This window comes from Geobacillus sp. CCR (assembly GCF_052906625.1).
This window is the reverse complement of the sequence record NZ_JBREBQ010000017.1, coordinates 55,875-74,044: the sequence shown is the minus strand read 5'-3', so window position 1 is coordinate 74,044 and position 18,170 is coordinate 55,875. Positions and strand designations below refer to the sequence as shown.

Genomic DNA, 18,170 nt, shown 5'->3' with positions numbered 1-18,170 from the left:
TCCGACGTTGTACATGTTCTTGGCAATATGGCACAGTTCTCGAAGAGTCAAGTATTCTTCTTTGGTCAAACCATTTAGCTGTTGTTTGATACAAAAATACATTTTTTCACCTCCCATCTAACTATATTATACTATATTTTACTGAATCTATCCTATTTTCAGCAAAATATAGTTAAGGCGATTCATCTCCCACTTACTCCGCTTCGCTTCGTTGAAGTGGGAGTCTTCTCGCCTAATTAAGATAAAATTGCCATTGCTGGGAGCGTTGGTTCTCCAAAGCGCATGAAACAGTTTTCACAACGTCTAGACGGGCTCGTACCTCCGCTCGTCTCGTTTTATAAAGAAGCAAATATGTCATCATGAGGATGATGCCCAAAGGTGAATTTTCCAAGGCGTTCAATCACTTAAACACGTCTGTTCACAGATAGGAGGGTCTTTCCATGTCACAACAGCGTAAATCGATCATCCCCGACGACTTTTTATGGGGCGGGGCGGTGACGTCGTTTCAGACGGAAGGGGCGTGGAACGAAGGCGGCAAAGGGCTGTCGATCGTTGATGCGCGCCCGATTCCAAAAGGGCATTCCGATTGGAAAGTGGCGGTCGATTTTTACCATCGCTACAAAGAAGACATCGCTTTGTTCAAGGAGCTCGGCTTTACCGCCTACCGGACGAGCATCGCTTGGACGCGCATTTTTCCGGACGGGGAAGGGGAGCCGAATGAAGCGGGCTTGGCGTTTTATGACGCCGTGTTTGATGAATTGAGAGCGAACGGCATCGAGCCGGTCATTACGCTGTACCATTTTGATTTGCCGCTGGCGTTGGCCAAGAAATACAACGGCTTTGCCTCGCGAAAGGTCGTCGACTTGTTTGAACGGTACGCGCGCACCGTATTTGCGCGTTACCGCGGGAAAGTGAACTATTGGCTGACGTTCAACGAACAAAATTTAGTGCTCGAACAGCCGCATTTATGGGGGGCGATTGGGCCGGAAGACGAAGACCCGGAAGCGTTTGCCTACCGCGTCTGTCATAACGTGTTTATCGCCCACGCGAAAGCGGTGAAGGCGCTGCGCGAAATCGCTCCCGAGGCGAAGATCGGCGGGATGGTGACGTATTTGACGACGTATCCGGCGACATGCCGGCCGGAAGACGCTTTGGCGAACGTGCAGGCGAAAGAGCTGTTCATTGATTTCTTCTTTGATGTGTTCGCCCGCGGCGCCTATCCGCGTTATGTGACCAACCGGCTTGAGAAAAAAGGAATCTGCCTGCCGCTCGAAGCGGGGGATGAGGAGTTGCTCCGTTCGCAGACGGTCGACTTTTTGTCGTTCAGCTACTATCAAAGCCAAATCGTCCGCCATCAGGAACAGGATGAGCGGATCATCAAAGGGCTTGAACCGAATCCCTATTTGCCAAAGACGAAATGGGGCTGGGCGATCGATCCGATCGGGTTGCGGATGGCCTTAAAAGACGTGTACGCCCGCTATCAGATGCCCATTTTCATCACCGAAAACGGGATCGGATTGGAAGAGGAGCTGAATGAGGACGGCACGGTCGAAGATGATGAGCGGATCGACTATTTGCGCCGCCATATCGAACAAATGAAGATGGCGATGGAAGAAGGCGTCGAGGTGATCGGTTATTTAATGTGGGGAGCAACCGACTTGTTAAGCTCGCAAGGGGAGATGCGCAAGCGCTACGGCGTCATTTTCGTCAACCGCGACGACGAGAACTTGCGCGATTTGAAGCGCTATAAGAAAAAAAGCTTCTACTGGTTCCAGCGCGTCATTCGCACGAACGGGGAAGAGCTGTAAACAGAGGCGGGGAAGCCCCCGCCATTTTACCAGTCTTTAGGGCGGCCATGGCGAATATTCAATTTGACATGATCAAACAGCCGGTCCCATCGGGGGACCGGCTGTTTTTACGGCTCGCGGTCCAACAGCAAGACGCGCGCCGGGGCGGCGTCGGTGCCGACGAGTTTGAGAGGGGCGGCGACCATGAAATAGCGGCCTTCGGGGACGTCTTTCAGCCGCAGCCCTTCGATGACGATGACACCGGCGCCAAACAGCGTTTTATGGGTCGGGTGGCCTTCTTGCGCCCGTTCGATGCCAAGGGCGTCGATGCCGACGCCGCGGATGTGTTTGTCGGCTAGATACCGGGCCGCGTCTTCGGCGACGAAAATAAACTCAAAGTTAAATGCATCATCAAAGGAGTTTTTCGTTTTAAACAGAACGAAGTCGCCTTTTTGAATGTCAAGATGCGCGATGTCGTCTTTCGTGATCCGGTCGTTGACATCGGTTAAATCGAACAGCTTGCACGGGCCGACGAGGTCGTCCAATGGAATCGTTTCAAACGTCGCCCCGCCTTCGACCATATGAAGAGGGGCGTCAATGTGCGTGCCGGTGTGCACGTCCATGTCAATGCGCGATTCGGTCACATAGCCGTTGGTGACGGTGGTGCGCTTCGGCTGTTTTTCCGGTTTGTTTTTATACACGGGCATGCCCTCGTAAATCGGGGCGGTGACGTCATACACTTTCATCGTTCATTCGCTCCTTTGCATGAGGGATAAAGGGGCAAGCGCCCTATGTTGGTTTGGCAAAGAGGACGAGATGGGCGCAACAGGCGGGCCCATCTCGTCTTTACGAACGCGGATGCTCGATCGGCCACCAGTGGAAGCCGTCTTGTTTGAGCAGCTCGTCCGCAGCCGCCGGGCCCATGGAGCCAGCCGCGTAGTTCGGAAAGTCGGAAGCTTTTGTGTTCGCCCACACCTCAGAAATTGGGTCGACAAATTGCCATGACGCTGCCACCTCGTCCCAATGGGTGAAGTTCGTCGCATCGCCGCGCATGCAGTCGTACAACAGCTTTTCGTACGCTTCCGGCGTGTTGATCCCATCGATGCAGTTGTTGCAATAGTCGAGTTGAAATGGAGCTGTTATGGTCGTCGATTCCCCGGTTTTTTTGCCGTTTAAATGAAGGGTGATCCCTTCGTCCGGCTGGATGTGGATGACGAGCAAGTTCGGGGCGATCGTCTCATTCGTCCGGTAATACAAGTTCATCGGTACATCTTTAAATTGGACGACGATTTTTGTCGATTTTTCCGCCATCCGTTTGCCGGTGCGGATGTAAAACGGCACGCCGGCCCAGCGGAAGTTGTCGATCAAAAGTTTTCCGGCGACGAACGTTTCCGTGTTCGAGTTCGGATCGACGTTCGGCTCTTCGCGGTACGCCGGCACGTGTTTGCCGTGGATGGTTCCGCGTCCGTATTGGCCGCGCACGAAATAGCGGTCGACTTCATCGTGCGCAATCGGGCGCAAGGCGCGCAACACTTTCACTTTTTCATGGCGGATGTCATCGGTCGTTAATTTGATCGGCGGTTCCATCGCCAACAGAGCGACCATTTGCAGCATATGGTTTTGCACCATGTCGCGCAGCGCCCCGGAATGGTCGTAGTAGCGGCCGCGGTCTTCGACGCCGAGCGTTTCGCTCGATGTGATTTGAATGTTGGCGATGAACCGGTTGTTCCAAAGCGGCTCGAAAATGGCGTTTGAAAAGCGGATGACCTCGATGTTTTGCACCATTTCTTTGCCGAGGTAATGGTCGATCCGGTAGATTTCCCGCTCGGAAAAGACGCGGCGAATCTCGTCATTCAGCTTCTCGGCGCTCGCCAAGTCATGCCCGAACGGCTTTTCGATGACGAGCCGCTTAAAGCCGTGCGTTTCCGTCAATCCTTCCGACTGCAAGCGGGAAGTAACGGTGCCGAAAAATTCCGGCGCCATCGCCAAATAAAAGATGCGGTTGCCTTCGGTCTTGTATGTGCCGTCGAGCTGTTCGAGGAGCGACTTTAAGCGCTGGTACGACTCGGCTTCCGTCACGTCGAACGGATGGTAATAGAAATGGGAGGTGAATCGGCCGTCGGCGAGCTTTTGGTGAAACGCCGTTTCGACCGAGTCGCGCACATAGTTCCGGAACTCGTCGGCCGACAACGGGCGGCGCGCGACGCCGACGACAGCGAATTGCTCGTTCAAATGCCCTTTTTCATACAGGCGGTAAAGGGACGGAAACAGTTTCCGTTTCGCCAAATCTCCCGTCGCTCCGAAAATGACGATGATCGATTTCGGATTCATGTTGTCCACCGTATGTACCTCGCTTTAACCAAATTTGTCTCTTCAATGAAACCATTGTAGAGGTTTGCCGGTCGGAACGCAAACACTTTGTTGCTTTCCGGCGGGAAAGCGTTTATGTTCATGAAAGAGCCGGGCGCCAACCCGGCGTTTTTGAGCGCAAAAGAAAGTTGAAAAGCCGTTTTGACATTGGTACGCTAACAACAGGCAATGTTGAGCGAGAAAAAGGAGTGAAGCGCGTTGGAACTGTTGTTTTTAGGCACGGGTGCCGGCGTGCCGGCCAAAGAGCGCAACGTATCGTCCGTCGCCCTGCAGCTGCTTGGCGAACGCGGGGCGACATGGCTGTTTGACTGCGGCGAAGCGACGCAGCATCAAATTTTGCATACCGCCATTCGCCCGCGCCGCATCGAGCATATTTTTATTACGCACTTGCATGGCGACCATTTGTTCGGATTGCCTGGACTGCTAGGCAGCCGTTCGTTTCAAAGCGGCGAGACGCCGCTTACGGTTTTCGGCCCAAAAGGCATTCGCTCGTTTGTCGAAACGGCCCTTGCCGTCAGCGGGACAAAGCTCCGGTATGAACTGAACATTGTGGAGATCGATGAGGGCGTCATTTTTGACGATGAACGGTTTTCCGTCATCGCCAAACGGCTCGATCACGGCATGCCGTCATACGGTTTCCGCGTCGTTGAAAAAGATTTGCCCGGCCCGCTCTTGGTCGATCGATTGAAAGCACTCGGCGTCCGCCCCGGCCCGATTTATCAAGAAATTAAGCAAGGAAAAACGGTCGTGCTGGATGACGGCACGGTCATCGACGGGCGCGAATTTGTCGGGCCGCCGCAAAAGGGGAGAATCGTCGCCGTGTTGGGCGACACCCGTTTTTGCGAAGCGGCGATTGAACTCGCCCGCGATGCCGATGTCGTCGTCCACGAGGCGACGTTTGCCGCGGCGGAACAGCGGCTGGCCCATGACTATTTCCATTCCACGACCACAGACGCAGCCGAGGTGGCGAGGCGGGCCGGGGCGAAGCGGCTTATTTTGACCCATATCAGCTCTCGCTACCAAGGTGAGGCGGCGCTGCAGCTCGTCGCCGAGGCGCGCAGCGTGTTTCCGAACACCGAGCTCGCCGTTGATTTCGCCTCGTTTTCGATCCCGCGCGGTTAAAACCGCCAGCCGCGCTCATATTGGACGGGCGCCGAGATTTTTGCGCCCAGCTCTCTCGCCGCGGCGTATGGCCAATACGGGTTGCGCAGCAGCTCGCGCCCCAAAAAGACGAGATCGGCGCGGCCGTTTTGCAAAATTTCTTCCGCTTGCCAGCCGGACGTAATGAGGCCGACAGCGCCGGTCGGGATGTCTGCTTCACGGCGGATCAGTTCGGCAAATGGCACTTGGTAGCCGGGATAGACGTTCATGCGCGCCGGAACAATAGCGCCGGAGCTGACATCGACGAGGTCGACTCCTTGTTCTTTCATCCGCTTGGCGTATGGGACATAGTCTTTGGCCGTCAGCCCGTCCGGATGGTAGTCGGACGCCGAGATGCGGACAAAAAGCGGTCCGTCCCACACCTCGCGGACAGCGTCGATCACCTCGCCCAAGAAACGGTAACGGTTTTCCGGAGAGCCGCCGTACTCGTCTTGGCGCCGGTTGGAGAGCGGCGATAAAAATTCGTTAATGAGGTAGCCGTGGGCGGCATGGATTTCAATGACGTCAAAGCCGGCTTCCTTCGCGCGCCGTGCGCCGTTTTGGAACGCTTGCACCGTTTCTTCAATGTCGGCTTTCGTCATTTCTTTTGGCGTCGGCGACGAATCATCAAACGGGACGGCTGACGGAGCGATGATCTCTCCCGGCACTTGCGATTTTCTCCCCGCATGGGCAAGCTGGATGCCGATGGCCGCCCCATGCTCTTTCACAAGCCCAACGAGTTCGCGAAGCCCGGCGATATGGTCATCGCTCCAAATGCCTAAGTCGCGTTCAGAAATGCGACCTTGCGGCGTCACGCCGGTCGCTTCAACGATAATCAAGCCGACTTGGCCGACAGCGCGAGCCGGGTAGTGGATTTTATGCCACGTGCGTACGGCGCCGTCTTTCGTGTCGCACGAATACATGCACATCGGCGACATGACAATTCGGTTTTTCAGCGTCAGCCCGCGGATTGTATACGGCGAAAACAGCATCGTGTTCATGACAAGCAGCTCCTTTCTAGGCCAATGAATGGTTCATTACTGAATGATAGCACGCTGCTTATCAAAAACAAAATAAAACGGATTGTCGCCGTGTTCGGGCTAGGCGGGAAAAGGAGCGGCGCGCTCCGGAGGTCCGCTCTTTACGCTTCGGCGATGGCAGCGAGAAGAGCGCTGCCGAGCTCTTCGGAGCGGGCCGTCGCCCGGCGGATGCAGGCGATGACCGCTTCTTGGAACCGGTATTGCTCAAGCACGCCAATGCCGGCTTCGGTCGTGCCGCCTGGGCTCGTGACTTCACGGCGCAGGACGGATGGGTGCTTGTCGGACGCTTTTAGCATCTCGGCTGCGCCGATGATCGTTTGCAAAATGAGCCGTTTGGCGACATCTCGCTCAAGGCCGATGTCGGCCGCCGCTTTTTCCATCGCTTCGACCAAGTAATACACATACGCCGGACCGCTCCCGGACAGGCCGGTGACCGCATGCAAGTCCTTCTCCGGCACAACAGCGACGATGCCGACCGTTTCAAACAGCTGTTTGGCGACCTCAAGATGTTCTTTCGCGGCGAAGCGGCCGCCGGCGATCGCGGTCGCTGATAAGCCGACGGCGGCGGATGTGTTTGGCATGGCGCGCACGACAGGGATGTTGCGTCCGGCGAGCCGTTCGATCGTCTCGGTCGTGATGCCGGCGAGCAGTGAAAGAATGAGCTGATGGGCGCGGAGGGTCGGTGCGATGGCGTTCATCGCTTCGACGACGTCTTTCGGCTTCATCGCCAAAATGACGATATCCGCTTGTTTGACGGCTTCTTGCGCGCAACCCGCCGTGCAAACACCGTATTGGCGCGCCAGCTCCTCGAGCCGAGCGCGGTTTTGTCGGTTGGCGACGACAATGTGCGCCGGATGGCAAAACGCTTTCGTCATGCCGGCGATGAGCGCTTCCGCCATCGAGCCGGCGCCGATGAGCGCGATCGTTCGTTCGTTGTTCATCATTCCACTCCTCCTTGCCTTGGTGTATCCATCCAAAAGAAAAAGGTTTCCCGTCCTGCAAAAGGACGGAAAACCTTCGTTTCCGCGGTACCACCTTTTTTGGCCCGATTTGGCCCAAGCGCCAAACAGGCCCGACTCTGCCCCGATAACGCCGGGGAGGCGTTTAGGTTGGCCTAACAGCTCCTAGGGTAGGTTCAACCGCAAAGAGGGCCGCAAAGCCTTCCAGCCGCGGGCTTCGCTCTCTGGTGCCGTTTGCGGTTTACTGGCCCTGTTCATCGCCGGTTTGCCGTATCCGTGATGTTATTAGTCATTATGCCGCGGGACAGGCGCTGTTGTCAAGAGAGGAGAGCGAATTTTTTTGCAATTTCGTCGTGCGGAAGAAAAAGGCATGACAAATGGATGAAATCGGTGTAAACTGTAAAATAAAATATAATGAATAACTATTCATTTTGACTGATGAAACGGTTCGAACGGGATGGTTCATGAACTTGAGGAAAGAAGGGAACGCAATGAACGAGGAACGAGTGTATCGGATCACGGTGCCGACGCCGTTTCCGGTCGGCGATGTGCATATGTACGTGATCGCCGGCGATCGGTTGACGCTGGTCGATGCCGGAGTGAAAACAGAGGAAGCATGGCAGCTGTTTGTGAAGCAGCTTGGCGAGGTCGGTTATGCGCCAGAGGATATTGAACAAATCGTCATTACTCACCATCATCCGGATCATGTCGGCTTGCTTGATTATTTTCCGCATGCGCCGATCATCGGCCATCCGAAAGCGGATCCGTTTTTGCGCCGCGAACGTTCGTTTATGGAGCGGTACGTCCAATTTTTTCAGGAATTTTTTACGGAATGCGGCGTCGACCGCCGTTTGTTCAGTCAGCTGTCCAAAGAAGGCGGATCGCTTCGCTACGCAAGCCGGCGCGGGCTTGACATCATGGTGACGGAAGGGGACGCGGTGCCGGGGATGCCCGGGTGGCAGGTCATCGAAACGCCGGGGCATGCGCAAAGCCATATCGCCCTCTACCGCGAGGCGGACGGATTGCTGATCGGCGGCGATCATTTGCTTGTTCATATTTCCCCGAATCCAATGATGGAGCCGCCGGCGGAAGGAGAGACGGGACGGCCGAAACCGTTGTTGCAGTACAACGAGTCGCTGCAAAAAATGCTGCAATACGATATCGTTCGCTCGCTAAACGGCCATGGCGACGATGCGACCGATATTCCGGCGCTCGTTCGCGAGCGGCTGGGTAAGCAGCGCCAGCGCGCCGAGCGGGTGCTCGAAATGGTGAAAGAACGCCCGCATACGGTGTTTGACGTTTGTCAAAAGCTGTTCCCGACCGCTTACGAACGCCAGCTCATGCTGACGATGTCAGAGACGATCGGCCAGCTTGATTATCTCGAGGCGAACGGGTATGTGACGAAAAAGCAGGAAGCCGGCCGATACGTCTACGAAGCGGTGGGGGTGTCGGTGTGCGGCTGAAGGGGCGCCATGTCGTCATTACCGGAGCGTCGGGAGGAATTGGCGAGCAAATCGCCTATGAAGCGGCGCGCCAAGGGGCGGTGCCGGTGCTCTTGGCGCGCAGTGAAGAAAAGCTGAAAGAAGCGAGCGCGCGGATCGAAGCGCAAACCGGCATTCGCGCCCCGTATGCATCGCTTGATGTCAGCGACCGCGGCATGATCGAGGCGGTTGTTTCCCAGCTCATTGCGGATCTTGGCGCGATCGATGTGTTGGTCAACAACGCCGGGTTTGGCGTCTTTCGCTATGTCGAGGACATCGACTTGGATGAAATGGAGAGGATGTTTGCCGTCAACGTCTTCGGCCTCATCGCCTGTACGAAGGCGGTGTATTCGCATATGAAAGAGAGAGGAAGCGGCCATATTATCAACATTGCGTCGCAAGCCGGCAAAATCGCGACGCCGAAGTCGAGTGTCTATTCCGCGACGAAACACGCGGTCGTTGGCTTTACCGACAGCCTCCGCCTCGAGGCGGGGCGCTTTGGCATTTTTGTCACGGCCGTCAATCCGGGGCCGGTGGAGACGAACTTTTTTTCGGCCGCTGATGAATCGGGAGAGTATGTGCGCAATGTCTCGCGTTGGATGTTAAGGCCGGAGGCGGTGGCGAAGCGCGTTGTTGCCGCGATGATGACGCCAACGCGCGAAGTGAACATGCCGCGTTGGATGGATCTCGGCAGCCGGCTGTACCGGCTCGCTCCGGGTCTTGTGGAAAAGGTGGCAAAGCGGGCGTTTTTCCAAAAGTAAGCGAGGGTGTCCCAAATATAAGGGGCACCCTTTCTGATCATCGTCTAGACGCGCGAAACGCCTTTCCTCTTCTTGAAGAAAGATGGCCTTTGGGGCCAACCCCGTGTTCGTTTGACACGAGCCGGGTCAAGCGCTGGTGATGAACCGGTAGACGGCGTCATGGACAAGTTCATAGATGTCCGCGTTTGGCTGCCTCTCTTTGGCGGCGGCAATGCGGGTGCAAAGCTCGCGCCAGTCGTCTTCGCCAAGCGGCATCATGTCATCATCATAGCCATAATGCCGCAGGCAGTTGCGCACTTGTTTTTGCAGCCATCGTTCGTCCATCGGCTTCTCACCGCCTTATTGTTTATCCGTTTCCGGCAAAGGGGCGCGGACAACGGATTGGAAGCGGCCTTTGTGCGAACCGTCGCAAAACGGTTTGTTGTTCGACAGCCCGCAACGGCAGAGCGAAAACGTTTGTTTGGTCACAAACGGCTTTCCTTCTCCATCGAGCAGTTCAACATCGCCGGTGACGCGCAGCGAGCCGTTGTCGTTCACTTTGATTTGCACTTTTGCCATCGCTTTTTCCTCCTTGCTTTGTTTTGACAGTTTCTCATGTTGACAGGTAAAATAAATAAAGGAAATCAAAGGGAAAAGGAGCCAGCTATGAGTCTGTACATCACGTTTACGGATGCAGCCAAACGGGCGCTTGCCTCTATTGTAGCGGAATCCGGACGGCAGTTAAAGTTGATGTTTGACACTGACGGCTGCGGCTGTTTGGTCGACGGCGTGCCGGCGCTATGGCTTGTCGACAAAGCCGATGAAGATGATGTCGTCGTCGAGACGAATTTTGCGCCGGTGCTCGTGGAACGGTCGCGTCTCATCTTTTTTGATGAAACGATGACGATTGACGTCAAGCCGGGAACGACCGTTTTTCAGCTCAAAAGCCCAGGGCAAACGTTGAATGGTCATATGCCGTTTGTTGAGGTGAAATCTGGCCATGAACGGTAAGCTAGAGCAGCTCGCAAAGGCGGCGAAGCAAAAAACATGGGTGTCGTTCACCCATGAAAACGATCCGTACAGCTTGCTTCATTGGTCGGTCGCCGGCCCGTATCATGAGGCGAAAGACGTCTGGCTGCTGCAAAACGAAATGACGTTTGAAATGAAAGAGTTTCCGACGCTGGAGGAGGCGATCGCCTGGCTTGGCGAACATATGCCGCACATCACCGAGGTGTTGTAAAGGGGCCGCCCCTAAGCCATTTTCGGCCGGGGGGCGCCCCTTTCCATAGTTAGAAGCCGCGTTTTGCGCCGAACGGCGCTTTCCAATGTTATTGCGGACTGTTTTGCCGCTTAGTCGGGTGGATTGCTTTTTCCAATTCTTCTTTTGCGATCACCGGCTTCACCGTATCGGCGGACGGTTTCCCTTTTTGGGCGCGGTTTTTCTCCATCCATACATCTCTCCTTTTTCTTATCGTTTAGTTGTATCGTTTGACAAACGAACGGTCGTTATGCAAAGGGGGCGGAAATCATGAAGAACCGGGTTGCGCGGAAAAAAGAACAAGAGACGCAGGCAGTGACGCTTGCCGACCGGCTCGGTGCCGAGACGGAAGCGAAACTGCTCGCGAAAAAGCGGGCGCTTGCCGAGGAAGAACAGCGGCGTCTAGCGGCGGAAGAGGCGCGGCGTCGCGAGGAAGAGCGCCGCCGTGAGGAACAGAAATCATTTGCCGAGCTGCTGGAAGAAAGTGAACTCGATTGGCGGAAGTTTAAATAGGGGGAACGTTCAGATGAAACAAAAAATGATGACAGCGGGTATGGCGTCCGCGTCTGTGTTCATGGTGGCTGCGGTCGTGATCTTGGCCGCCAACTTGCGCGCACCGCTCACAATGGTCGGGCCGCTTGTTCCTGAATTGCAGCGGGAGCTTGGCCTCTCCCACGCAGCCGCTGGGGCGTTGACGACGATTCCGCTTTTGGCGTTTGCCTTCTTGGCTCCTGTGGCGGCCGCGTTCGCCCGGCGGTTCGGAATAGAGCGGACGCTGTTCGGTTCGCTTGTTGTTTTGCTTGCCGGCGAACTCATTCGCCCGCTTTCGGGAGAGTTTTCCCTATTTCTCGGCACGGCGCTGATTGGAGCCGCCATCGCGGTCGACAACGTTCTCATGCCGGCGCTGATCAAAGACACGTTTTCTGAACGGGTCGGCTTGATGATGGGCGTTTATACCGTAACGATGAACATGAGCGCCGCCTTCGCTTCCGGGTTCGCCGTTCCGCTTGCCGACGGGTGGGGGATCGGCTGGCAAGGGGCGTTTCGCTTTTGGGCGCTGGTTGCCGCGTTGTCGCTTGTCGTTTGGCTGCCGCAAGCTTGGCGCCAGAAGTCAAGCGGCGTCCCGGCGGGAAGCCGGCGCTCTTCGCTTTGGCGATCGGCGCTTGCCTGGCAAGTGACGCTGTTTATGGGGCTGCAATCCTTGTTCTTTTATTGCATCGTCACGTGGCTGCCGGAGCTTGGCCAAAGCAAGGGCTTGGCGGCCGATACAGCCGGATGGCTGCTCTTTTTCTTCCAGTTTGCCCAGTTGCCGATGATGTTCGTCTCTCCGATGCTCGCGGAGCGGATGGACAATCAAAAAGTGCTGATCGGCTCGGCGGTGTTGCTCATGGCTTTTGGAACGATCGCCTTTTTGGCTGGCCAAGGTTGGCTGCTTTGGGTTGGGGCGCTTTTCGCCGGCATCGGCGCCGGCATGGCGTTTTCGCTGGCGATGATGCTGTTTACTTTGCGCACGCGCCGTCCGCTGGAAGCCGCCCAGCTGTCGGCCATGGCCCAATCGGTCGGCTACTTGCTGGCTGCTGCCGGACCGCCTCTGTTTGGCGTATTGTACGATGCGGCCAGACGGTTTACCGCCCCGCTTGGCATGTTGTTGGCCGTCTGTGCGGCCATGATGGCGTTCGGCTTAGGGGCAGCGAGGAATCAGTATGTGGAAGAGGATTGATCGGTTTTTGTGAAGTGACCGGCCCATTTGGAAAAAAGAGCCCGTAACGGACATTGGCAGCCGTTGGGCTCTTTTGGTTTGTTTTTTCGTTTTGCCTCTTGTCAGCGCCATGGCCGCCGGCAAGTTCAGTGACACACATAGGCAGGGAATAGAGGCTGCGGCCTGCGGTTGTTGCTGGCCATAGGCGTCGGAATGAAGCACGATGGCGATTCCTGCGCTTATCGGTGCGCCTCATACACCGAGCGTTTTGTCGTTTGTTTCAGCCATTCGTATTCGTCGGCATCAAGCGGCGGGGCGGAAGCGGCGGCGATGTTTTCTTCAAGCTGCCGAAGCCGGCTTGCGCCCGGAATGACGGCAGCAACGACCGGGTCATACAGGCAAAATTGCAGCGCGGTCGCGGTCAATGAACGGCGCCCGGCCGTTTTTTCCTTCAGCTTCGGGATGAGCGCCTGCAGTTCTTTGTAGGAATAATCGAGGTAGCCGTGTTCTTTCACCGCGCTGCTCGCTTGTTCAAGCGGGCGGCTCGTGAGCAAGCCTCTAGCGACCGGACCGCGGGCGATCACGCTGATGTGATGTTCGCGAAGAAGCGGGAACCATTCTTCCGGCCGCCGGTCAAGCAAGCTGTATTGCATCATGACGCTGACGATGTTCGAGCGCTTCACATATTCGCGAATGACGTTTGGGCGGATCGAGGAGATGCCGTACCAACGGATGACGCCTTCTTGCTTCAGCTCTTCGAACGCTTCAATCGTCTCATCGATCGGGTCGTCGATCGTGCCGCCGTGGAGCTGGTATAAGTCAATGTAGTCCGTTTGCAGGCGGCGCAGGCTCTCTTTGACCGCTTGTTTGATATAGGCTTTTGACGGATCCCAGTCCCAGCCGCTTCCGTCTCGGCGCCAACGGTTGCCGACTTTTGTCGCGATGATGACTTGGTCGCGTTTTCCTTTCACCGCTTTGCCGACAAATTCCTCGTTTAAGCCGCGGTCGTATAAATCGGCTGTATCCAAGTAGTTGATGCCGCGCTCCAATGCTTCATGGATGAGATAGATGGCATGGTTTTCATCAGTGCCGAGCGACATGCAGCCGAGTCCAATTTCGCTGACGTATAAGTCTGATGTGCCGATGCGGCGTTTGTTCATCTTTTGCGCCCCCTTTCGCGATCGATGATGATATGTTCATTGTACAACGGAAGCGAAAAAATGGCCAAACATGTAGTACAATGGAAAAGAGTCCATCAATCGATAGGGGAGAAGAAGAATGGAGAAGTTGTATGAAAAAACCGTCCGCAAAGAGAAATTGTTCAGCGGCCGCATCATTGACTTGTATATCGAGGAAGTCGAGCTGCCAAATGGGAAAACGAGCCAGCGCGAGGTGATCAAACATCCGGGGGCGGTGGCGGTGCTGCCGCTGTTGCCGGACGGGAAAATCGTTCTTGTCCGCCAGTACCGAAAAGCGCTGGAGCGCGCATTAGTCGAGATTCCGGCGGGCAAGCTAGAACATGGGGAAGAGCCGCTCTCTTCCGCACACCGCGAGCTCGAAGAAGAAACCGGCTACCGCGCCCAATCGATGCGCCATCTCATTTCCTTTTATACATCCCCAGGGTTTGCCGATGAACTCATCCATTTGTATGTCGCCGAGGGGCTGGAAAAAGCGGAGGACGGCGCCGGTTTGGATGAAGATGAGTTTGTCGAGCTGTTGGAAGTTACATTGGAGGAGGCGCTTGAGATGCTTCAACAACGCGACATTTACGATGCGAAAACGGCATACGCCTTGCAATATTTGCAGCTGCGCCGCGCGCTAGGGGAGCAAAATGCCGAATAAAAAAAACGAGCGCGGCCTCGGCCGTTATTACGCTGATTTACATATTCACATCGGCCGCACCGCCTCGGGCCGCCCGGTGAAAATTACGGGGGCGCGCACGTTGACGCTTGAGAACATCTTGCATGAGGCGGCTGAGGTGAAAGGGATCGACCTCGTCGGTGTCATTGACAGCCATGTGCCCGAAGTGCTGGACGAGCTCGAGCGGGCAGTGGAGAAGCACGGTTGGCGCGAACATGAGGGGGGCGGCGTCAGCGCCGGGAAGGTGACGCTTTTGTTAGGCAGTGAAATCGAAGTATATGACGACCATTGCCATGGACCGATCCACGTGCTCGTTTTTTTGCCGACTGTGCAGACGATGCGCACGTTTTCCGGCTGGCTTGGCAAACGGGTAAAGAACGTGTCGCTCAGTTCGCAGCGCATTTACGTGTCCGGCCGTGAACTGCAAGCTGCCGCGAAAGAGCAGGGCGGCTGGTTCATTCCCGCGCACGCGTTCACCCCGTTTAAAAGCTTGTACGGAAAAGGGGTCAAGCACAGCCTGACAGAAGTGTTTGACCCGGATTGGATTGATGCCATTGAACTTGGGTTAAGCGCCGACACGGCGATGGCGGACCAGATCGCCGAATTGCATCGCTACCCGTACTTGACGAATTCCGATGCCCATTCGCTGCGGAAAATCGCCCGCGAATATGAAGAAGTGCGGCTCGCCGCCCCGACGTTTGCTGAATTGGAAAAAGCGCTGCGCGGTGAAGACGGGCGCGCGATTGTCGCCAACTACGGTTTAAATCCCAAACTCGGAAAATATCACCAGACAGTGTGCGAGCGCTGCCTTGCGCCGGTTGCACCGGACGTCGACCGCTGTGCGGCATGCGGCCATCATCGCTTCGTGAAAGGCGTGTTTGACCGGCTTGCGGAGCTGAAAACGGCGGAACGCGGGCCGAAACGGCCGCCGTACATTTATCAAGTGCCGCTTGAATTCATCCCCGGCCTTGGTTCAAAAGCGTATGAAAAGCTGCTCGCCCGTTTTGGCACGGAAATGAGCGTTCTTCATGAGGCGGCGGAGGAAGAGATCGCGGAGACGGTGGGAGAAAAGTTGGCCCAACTGATCGTCCTTGCCCGCAGCGGTGCGCTCCATATCGAGGCCGGGGGCGGTGGGAGGTACGGGAAAGTGCGGGAGGGGTAACCACTCGGGCAGCGCTCCTGCCGTTCATCATCATGCCGTGCGTGCTGCTTGGCCCAGCCATGCGCCAATGGACCGAGGCGGCGTGCCGCCCGTGGAGTTGGTCACACGTCGGTGTTGAGCTGCTTTTTTATTACATCACCAGCCTTTTAGAAAAACAGTCATACCGAAAGCGGATGGACATACAATCTACTAAGAGACAAAGTAGGAGGACGAAGCACAATGAGAACCCATCCGCTGAAATCGGCTATCGCTGTTCATTGGCGTGAACATGCTTCGCTGTACGTGTTTGTCATCGTCCTGTTTCTCATGGGCGTCATTTTCGGCGCCATTGTCGTCAACAGCCTCGGTTTCAGTCAAAAGCAAGACTTGTACTATTACTTGACGCAATTTTTTGGACAAGTGTCAAAAGACAATATCGCAAGCGCCCATGATATGTTCCGGCAAAGCTATATGCACAACGTCAAATATACCGCGCTGATGTGGGTGCTTGGCATTTCTGTCATTGGCTTGCCGATCATTCTTGTTTTGCTGTTTTTCAAAGGCGTCGTTGTCGGCTTTACGGTTGGCTTTTTAGTCAACCAAATGGGTTGGCGCGGGTTTCTTTTGTCGTTTGTGTCCATCATGCCGCAAAATTTGGTGGCCATTCCACTCATGATCGTCATGGGCGTCATTTCGATTTCGTTTTCCTTGCACATGGTGCGCAACCAGTTTATGAAGCGGCCGCATGGATCGATGTTTCCGATGGTGATGCGCTACGCAGCGGCGATGGCGGCTGTCGCCCTTGGGCTGCTTCTTTCCTCAGCGGTCGAGGCATATCTTTCGCCGGCATTGATGAAACAGGCGGTTCAATGGACAATGAGTTTAATCATAATGAATATTATATAATAACCATTATCATTTCTTCATAATAGTGATTTTACTTTGATACTTCCCTCGTGCATTTGTTATAATGATGGGTGAATGGCGAGGGAGGAATGAAAAGATGGAAGATCGTGTGGAACGAATCAAGAAGCAGCTGCATTCGGCGGGTTACAAGTTAACGCCGCAGCGGGAAGCGACGGTAAGAGTCCTGCTTGAACATGAAGAAGACCATTTAAGCGCGGAAGACGTCTACCTCCTCGTGAAAGAAAAATCCCCAGAAATCGGTTTGGCGACCGTTTATCGGACGCTCGAGCTGTTAACCGAGCTGAAAATTGTCGATAAAATCAATTTCGGGGACGGGGTGTCGCGCTATGACCTCCGCAAGGAAGGAGCGGCCCATTTTCATCACCACCTCATCTGCTTAGAATGCGGGTCGGTGGCGGAAATTCAAGAAGATTTGCTTGAGGATGTCGAAGCGATTGTTGAGGAGAAGTGGAAATTTAAAATTAAAGACCATCGTTTGACGTTCCACGGCATTTGTCACCGTTGCCAGCAAAAGCATGAAGAAAAATAAAAACCTTTTCCAACGGGAAAGGTTTTTTGCGTATAAACAACGAAACAAATGGCATATCCTCATACTAGCAAGCTGACAAGCAGCTGATAGGGAGGATGCCATGAAAACCGTTTGGCAAATGGTGAAAGTGTTTCTTTTATTTACGGGATGCACCATTTTATTTTATTATAGTCTTGTATGGTTTAACCGCGAGTACGAGTATTACCACCGATACGATGAGCCGAAGGGATCGGCGGTCAAAGTATCGGCGGCGGAGAGTGCGCCGCCAAGTTGGCTCGACCGACTGTTATTTTTTTATCGCGATGGGGAGTAGAGAGCGTTGGAATACGAGTTGAAAGATTTTCTGCATTATTTGACGGTGGAGCGGAATTTGGCGCACAATACGATCGTTTCATATGAACGCGATTTGAAAAAATACGTCCGCTATTTGCGCCAAGTCGAGCAGCTTCAGGCGTGGGGCGAAGTGGAGCGCCTCCATATTCTCCATTTTTTAAAGTTTTTAAGCGAACAAGGGCAATCGGCGCGGACGATCGCCCGCCATTTGGCGTCGATCCGTTCGTTTCATCAGTTTTTGCTAAGGGAGAAAATCGCGGCGCAAGACCCGACCGTCCATATCGAAACGCCGCAGTTTGAACGGACGCTGCCGAAAGTGCTGTCGGTCGAGGAAGTCGAGGCGCTGCTTGCAGCGCCGCAAGTGAGCACACCGTTTGGGCTGCGCGACAAGGCGATGCTGGAGCTGTTGTATGCGACCGGCATGCGCGTCAGTGAGCTTGTGCAGCTCAACTTAAGCGACGTGCATTTGACGATGGGGTTTGTCCGCTGCTATGGAAAAGGGCGGAAAGAGCGGATCGTGCCGATCGGGCGCATGGCGATTGAAGCGCTTGCCCACTATTTGGAGCGAGGGCGCCCGCAGCTTGTCAATCCGCGACGACGGGCAACGGAGGCGCTGTTTTTGAACCATTATGGCCAGCGGTTGACACGGCAAGGGTTTTGGAAAATTTTAAAGCGGCTCGCGAAAGAAGCCGGCATCGAAAAAGAATTGACGCCGCATACGCTTCGGCATTCGTTTGCGACGCATCTGCTTGAGAACGGAGCCGATTTGCGCGCTGTGCAAGAGTTGCTTGGGCATGCCGACATTTCGACGACGCAAATGTATACGCATGTTACGAAAACGCGCCTAAAAGACGTGTACAAACAGTACCACCCGCGCGCCTAGCAGCTGCCGTATGCTAGGCGCTT

Annotated in this window: 21 protein-coding genes; 14 read left to right on the top strand and 7 right to left on the bottom strand. The window is 55.1% G+C overall.

The window, feature by feature from the left end; genetic code table 11:
• Positions 1 to 440 precede the first annotated feature (440 nt).
• On the top strand, positions 441 to 1,808 hold the full coding sequence (locus tag ACVBDQ_RS10610; protein ID WP_446663209.1) for a glycoside hydrolase family 1 protein: 1,368 nt from the start codon (positions 441 to 443) through the stop codon (positions 1,806 to 1,808).
• Between the two features lie 107 nt (positions 1,809 to 1,915).
• Here the strand turns inward: ACVBDQ_RS10610 and ACVBDQ_RS10605 are convergent, their stop codons facing one another.
• Together ACVBDQ_RS10605 and zwf are read right to left on the bottom strand one after the other, a co-directional pair.
• On the bottom strand, positions 1,916 to 2,533 hold the full coding sequence (locus ACVBDQ_RS10605; protein WP_033025800.1) for a cyclase family protein: 618 nt from the start codon (positions 2,531 to 2,533) through the stop codon (positions 1,916 to 1,918).
• 100 nt (positions 2,534 to 2,633) lie between these two features.
• Positions 2,634 to 4,127 carry a glucose-6-phosphate dehydrogenase gene (gene zwf / locus ACVBDQ_RS10600; protein WP_446663208.1) on the bottom strand — a complete coding sequence of 498 codons (1,494 nt, stop codon included), beginning with the start codon at positions 4,125 to 4,127 and terminating at the stop codon, positions 2,634 to 2,636.
• A gap of 228 nt (positions 4,128 to 4,355) precedes the next feature.
• Here zwf and rnz point away from each other — a divergent pair, with 228 nt between their 5' ends.
• The gene (gene rnz, locus ACVBDQ_RS10595) at positions 4,356 to 5,279 is read left to right on the top strand and encodes a ribonuclease Z (RefSeq protein ID WP_446663207.1); all 924 of its coding nucleotides are present in this window, start codon (positions 4,356 to 4,358) and stop codon (positions 5,277 to 5,279) included.
• On the opposite strand, the gene namA is transcribed toward rnz, so the two are convergent.
• Positions 5,276 to 6,298, bottom strand: a complete 1,023-nt coding sequence (gene namA / locus ACVBDQ_RS10590; protein WP_011231814.1) for an NADPH dehydrogenase NamA — start codon at positions 6,296 to 6,298, stop codon at positions 5,276 to 5,278. The genes rnz and namA overlap by 4 nt on opposite strands.
• Positions 6,299 to 6,438: 140 nt before the next feature.
• Positions 6,439 to 7,278 carry a pyrroline-5-carboxylate reductase ProI gene (gene proI, locus ACVBDQ_RS10585; RefSeq protein ID WP_013144820.1) on the bottom strand — a complete coding sequence of 280 codons (840 nt, stop codon included), beginning with the start codon at positions 7,276 to 7,278 and terminating at the stop codon, positions 6,439 to 6,441.
• A gap of 509 nt (positions 7,279 to 7,787) precedes the next feature.
• On the opposite strand from proI, the gene ACVBDQ_RS10580 reads away from it, so the two are divergent.
• Positions 7,788 to 8,759 carry an MBL fold metallo-hydrolase gene (locus tag ACVBDQ_RS10580; protein WP_011231812.1) on the top strand — a complete coding sequence of 324 codons (972 nt, stop codon included), beginning with the start codon at positions 7,788 to 7,790 and terminating at the stop codon, positions 8,757 to 8,759.
• Positions 8,750 to 9,538 (top strand): SDR family NAD(P)-dependent oxidoreductase, encoded by a 789-nt coding sequence (locus ACVBDQ_RS10575; protein WP_014196272.1) that lies wholly within the window; start codon positions 8,750 to 8,752, stop codon positions 9,536 to 9,538. Before ACVBDQ_RS10580 ends, ACVBDQ_RS10575 begins: the two co-directional genes overlap by 10 nt.
• A 126-nt stretch (positions 9,539 to 9,664) precedes the next feature.
• Here ACVBDQ_RS10575 and ACVBDQ_RS10570 read toward each other — a convergent pair whose 3' ends face one another.
• Positions 9,665 to 9,862: a YqzH family protein gene (locus tag ACVBDQ_RS10570; protein ID WP_011231810.1), complete on the bottom strand. Its 198-nt coding sequence runs from the start codon at positions 9,860 to 9,862 to the stop codon at positions 9,665 to 9,667.
• A gap of 15 nt (positions 9,863 to 9,877) precedes the next feature.
• Positions 9,878 to 10,096 carry a CDGSH iron-sulfur domain-containing protein gene (locus ACVBDQ_RS10565; RefSeq protein ID WP_011231809.1) on the bottom strand — a complete coding sequence of 73 codons (219 nt, stop codon included), beginning with the start codon at positions 10,094 to 10,096 and terminating at the stop codon, positions 9,878 to 9,880.
• Between the two features lie 87 nt (positions 10,097 to 10,183).
• Between ACVBDQ_RS10565 and ACVBDQ_RS10560 the strand changes: the two genes are divergently transcribed.
• From ACVBDQ_RS10560 to ACVBDQ_RS10545, 4 genes are all read left to right on the top strand, one after another.
• Complete coding sequence (locus ACVBDQ_RS10560) at positions 10,184 to 10,528, top strand: iron-sulfur cluster biosynthesis family protein (protein WP_011231808.1); 345 nt, start codon at positions 10,184 to 10,186, stop codon at positions 10,526 to 10,528.
• Positions 10,518 to 10,757, top strand: a complete 240-nt coding sequence (locus tag ACVBDQ_RS10555; protein ID WP_011231807.1) for a YqkC family protein — start codon at positions 10,518 to 10,520, stop codon at positions 10,755 to 10,757. The genes ACVBDQ_RS10560 and ACVBDQ_RS10555 overlap by 11 nt, the downstream gene beginning before the upstream one ends.
• A gap of 288 nt (positions 10,758 to 11,045) precedes the next feature.
• Complete coding sequence (locus ACVBDQ_RS10550; RefSeq protein ID WP_011231805.1) at positions 11,046 to 11,288, top strand: YqkE family protein; 243 nt, start codon at positions 11,046 to 11,048, stop codon at positions 11,286 to 11,288.
• 13 nt (positions 11,289 to 11,301) lie between these two features.
• A complete protein-coding gene (locus ACVBDQ_RS10545) occupies positions 11,302 to 12,495 on the top strand; it encodes a CynX/NimT family MFS transporter (RefSeq protein ID WP_011231804.1) in 1,194 nt (397 codons plus the stop codon).
• Between the two features lie 218 nt (positions 12,496 to 12,713).
• Here the strand turns inward: ACVBDQ_RS10545 and ACVBDQ_RS10540 are convergent, their stop codons facing one another.
• The gene (locus ACVBDQ_RS10540) at positions 12,714 to 13,634 is read right to left on the bottom strand and encodes an aldo/keto reductase (protein WP_014196270.1); all 921 of its coding nucleotides are present in this window, start codon (positions 13,632 to 13,634) and stop codon (positions 12,714 to 12,716) included.
• 118 nt (positions 13,635 to 13,752) lie between these two features.
• Between ACVBDQ_RS10540 and ACVBDQ_RS10535 the strand changes: the two genes are divergently transcribed.
• The 6 genes from ACVBDQ_RS10535 to xerD all read left to right on the top strand — a co-directional run bounded on the left by ACVBDQ_RS10535 (position 13,753) and on the right by xerD (position 18,147).
• Positions 13,753 to 14,316: an NUDIX domain-containing protein gene (locus ACVBDQ_RS10535; RefSeq protein WP_021322465.1), complete on the top strand. Its 564-nt coding sequence runs from the start codon at positions 13,753 to 13,755 to the stop codon at positions 14,314 to 14,316.
• Positions 14,306 to 15,496, top strand: coding sequence for an endonuclease Q family protein (locus tag ACVBDQ_RS10530; RefSeq protein WP_446663206.1), 1,191 nt, complete (start codon positions 14,306 to 14,308; stop codon positions 15,494 to 15,496). The genes ACVBDQ_RS10535 and ACVBDQ_RS10530 overlap by 11 nt, the downstream gene beginning before the upstream one ends.
• A gap of 219 nt (positions 15,497 to 15,715) precedes the next feature.
• On the top strand, positions 15,716 to 16,381 hold the full coding sequence (spoIIM, locus tag ACVBDQ_RS10525; RefSeq protein WP_013144830.1) for a stage II sporulation protein M: 666 nt from the start codon (positions 15,716 to 15,718) through the stop codon (positions 16,379 to 16,381).
• A gap of 97 nt (positions 16,382 to 16,478) precedes the next feature.
• Positions 16,479 to 16,931, top strand: a complete 453-nt coding sequence (gene fur / locus ACVBDQ_RS10520) for a ferric iron uptake transcriptional regulator (RefSeq protein WP_011231799.1) — start codon at positions 16,479 to 16,481, stop codon at positions 16,929 to 16,931.
• Positions 16,932 to 17,031: 100 nt separating this feature from the next.
• Complete coding sequence (locus ACVBDQ_RS10515) at positions 17,032 to 17,244, top strand: YqzK family protein (protein WP_011231798.1); 213 nt, start codon at positions 17,032 to 17,034, stop codon at positions 17,242 to 17,244.
• 6 nt (positions 17,245 to 17,250) lie between these two features.
• Positions 17,251 to 18,147 carry a site-specific tyrosine recombinase XerD gene (gene xerD / locus ACVBDQ_RS10510; protein WP_011231797.1) on the top strand — a complete coding sequence of 299 codons (897 nt, stop codon included), beginning with the start codon at positions 17,251 to 17,253 and terminating at the stop codon, positions 18,145 to 18,147.
• The last annotated feature ends 23 nt before the right edge of the window (positions 18,148 to 18,170 follow it).

Bases quoted from the DNA above. Each gene is read 5' to 3' on its own strand.
- ACVBDQ_RS10610 (WP_446663209.1), top strand. From the start codon at position 441: ATGTCACAACAGCGTAAATCGATCATCCCCGACGACTTTTTATGGGGC.
- ACVBDQ_RS10605 (WP_033025800.1), bottom strand. From the start codon at position 2,533: ATGAAAGTGTATGACGTCACCGCCCCGATTTACGAGGGCATGCCCGTG.
- namA (WP_011231814.1), bottom strand. From the start codon at position 6,298: ATGAACACGATGCTGTTTTCGCCGTATACAATCCGCGGGCTGACGCTG.
- proI (WP_013144820.1), bottom strand. From the start codon at position 7,278: ATGAACAACGAACGAACGATCGCGCTCATCGGCGCCGGCTCGATGGCG.
- ACVBDQ_RS10580 (WP_011231812.1), top strand. From the start codon at position 7,788: ATGAACGAGGAACGAGTGTATCGGATCACGGTGCCGACGCCGTTTCCG.
- ACVBDQ_RS10570 (WP_011231810.1), bottom strand. From the start codon at position 9,862: ATGGACGAACGATGGCTGCAAAAACAAGTGCGCAACTGCCTGCGGCAT.
- ACVBDQ_RS10565 (WP_011231809.1), bottom strand. From the start codon at position 10,096: ATGGCAAAAGTGCAAATCAAAGTGAACGACAACGGCTCGCTGCGCGTC.
- ACVBDQ_RS10560 (WP_011231808.1), top strand. From the start codon at position 10,184: ATGAGTCTGTACATCACGTTTACGGATGCAGCCAAACGGGCGCTTGCC.
- ACVBDQ_RS10555 (WP_011231807.1), top strand. From the start codon at position 10,518: ATGAACGGTAAGCTAGAGCAGCTCGCAAAGGCGGCGAAGCAAAAAACA.
- ACVBDQ_RS10550 (WP_011231805.1), top strand. From the start codon at position 11,046: ATGAAGAACCGGGTTGCGCGGAAAAAAGAACAAGAGACGCAGGCAGTG.
- ACVBDQ_RS10545 (WP_011231804.1), top strand. From the start codon at position 11,302: ATGAAACAAAAAATGATGACAGCGGGTATGGCGTCCGCGTCTGTGTTC.
- ACVBDQ_RS10540 (WP_014196270.1), bottom strand. From the start codon at position 13,634: ATGAACAAACGCCGCATCGGCACATCAGACTTATACGTCAGCGAAATT.
- ACVBDQ_RS10535 (WP_021322465.1), top strand. From the start codon at position 13,753: ATGGAGAAGTTGTATGAAAAAACCGTCCGCAAAGAGAAATTGTTCAGC.
- ACVBDQ_RS10530 (WP_446663206.1), top strand. From the start codon at position 14,306: ATGCCGAATAAAAAAAACGAGCGCGGCCTCGGCCGTTATTACGCTGAT.
- spoIIM (WP_013144830.1), top strand. From the start codon at position 15,716: ATGAGAACCCATCCGCTGAAATCGGCTATCGCTGTTCATTGGCGTGAA.
- fur (WP_011231799.1), top strand. From the start codon at position 16,479: ATGGAAGATCGTGTGGAACGAATCAAGAAGCAGCTGCATTCGGCGGGT.
- ACVBDQ_RS10515 (WP_011231798.1), top strand. From the start codon at position 17,032: ATGAAAACCGTTTGGCAAATGGTGAAAGTGTTTCTTTTATTTACGGGA.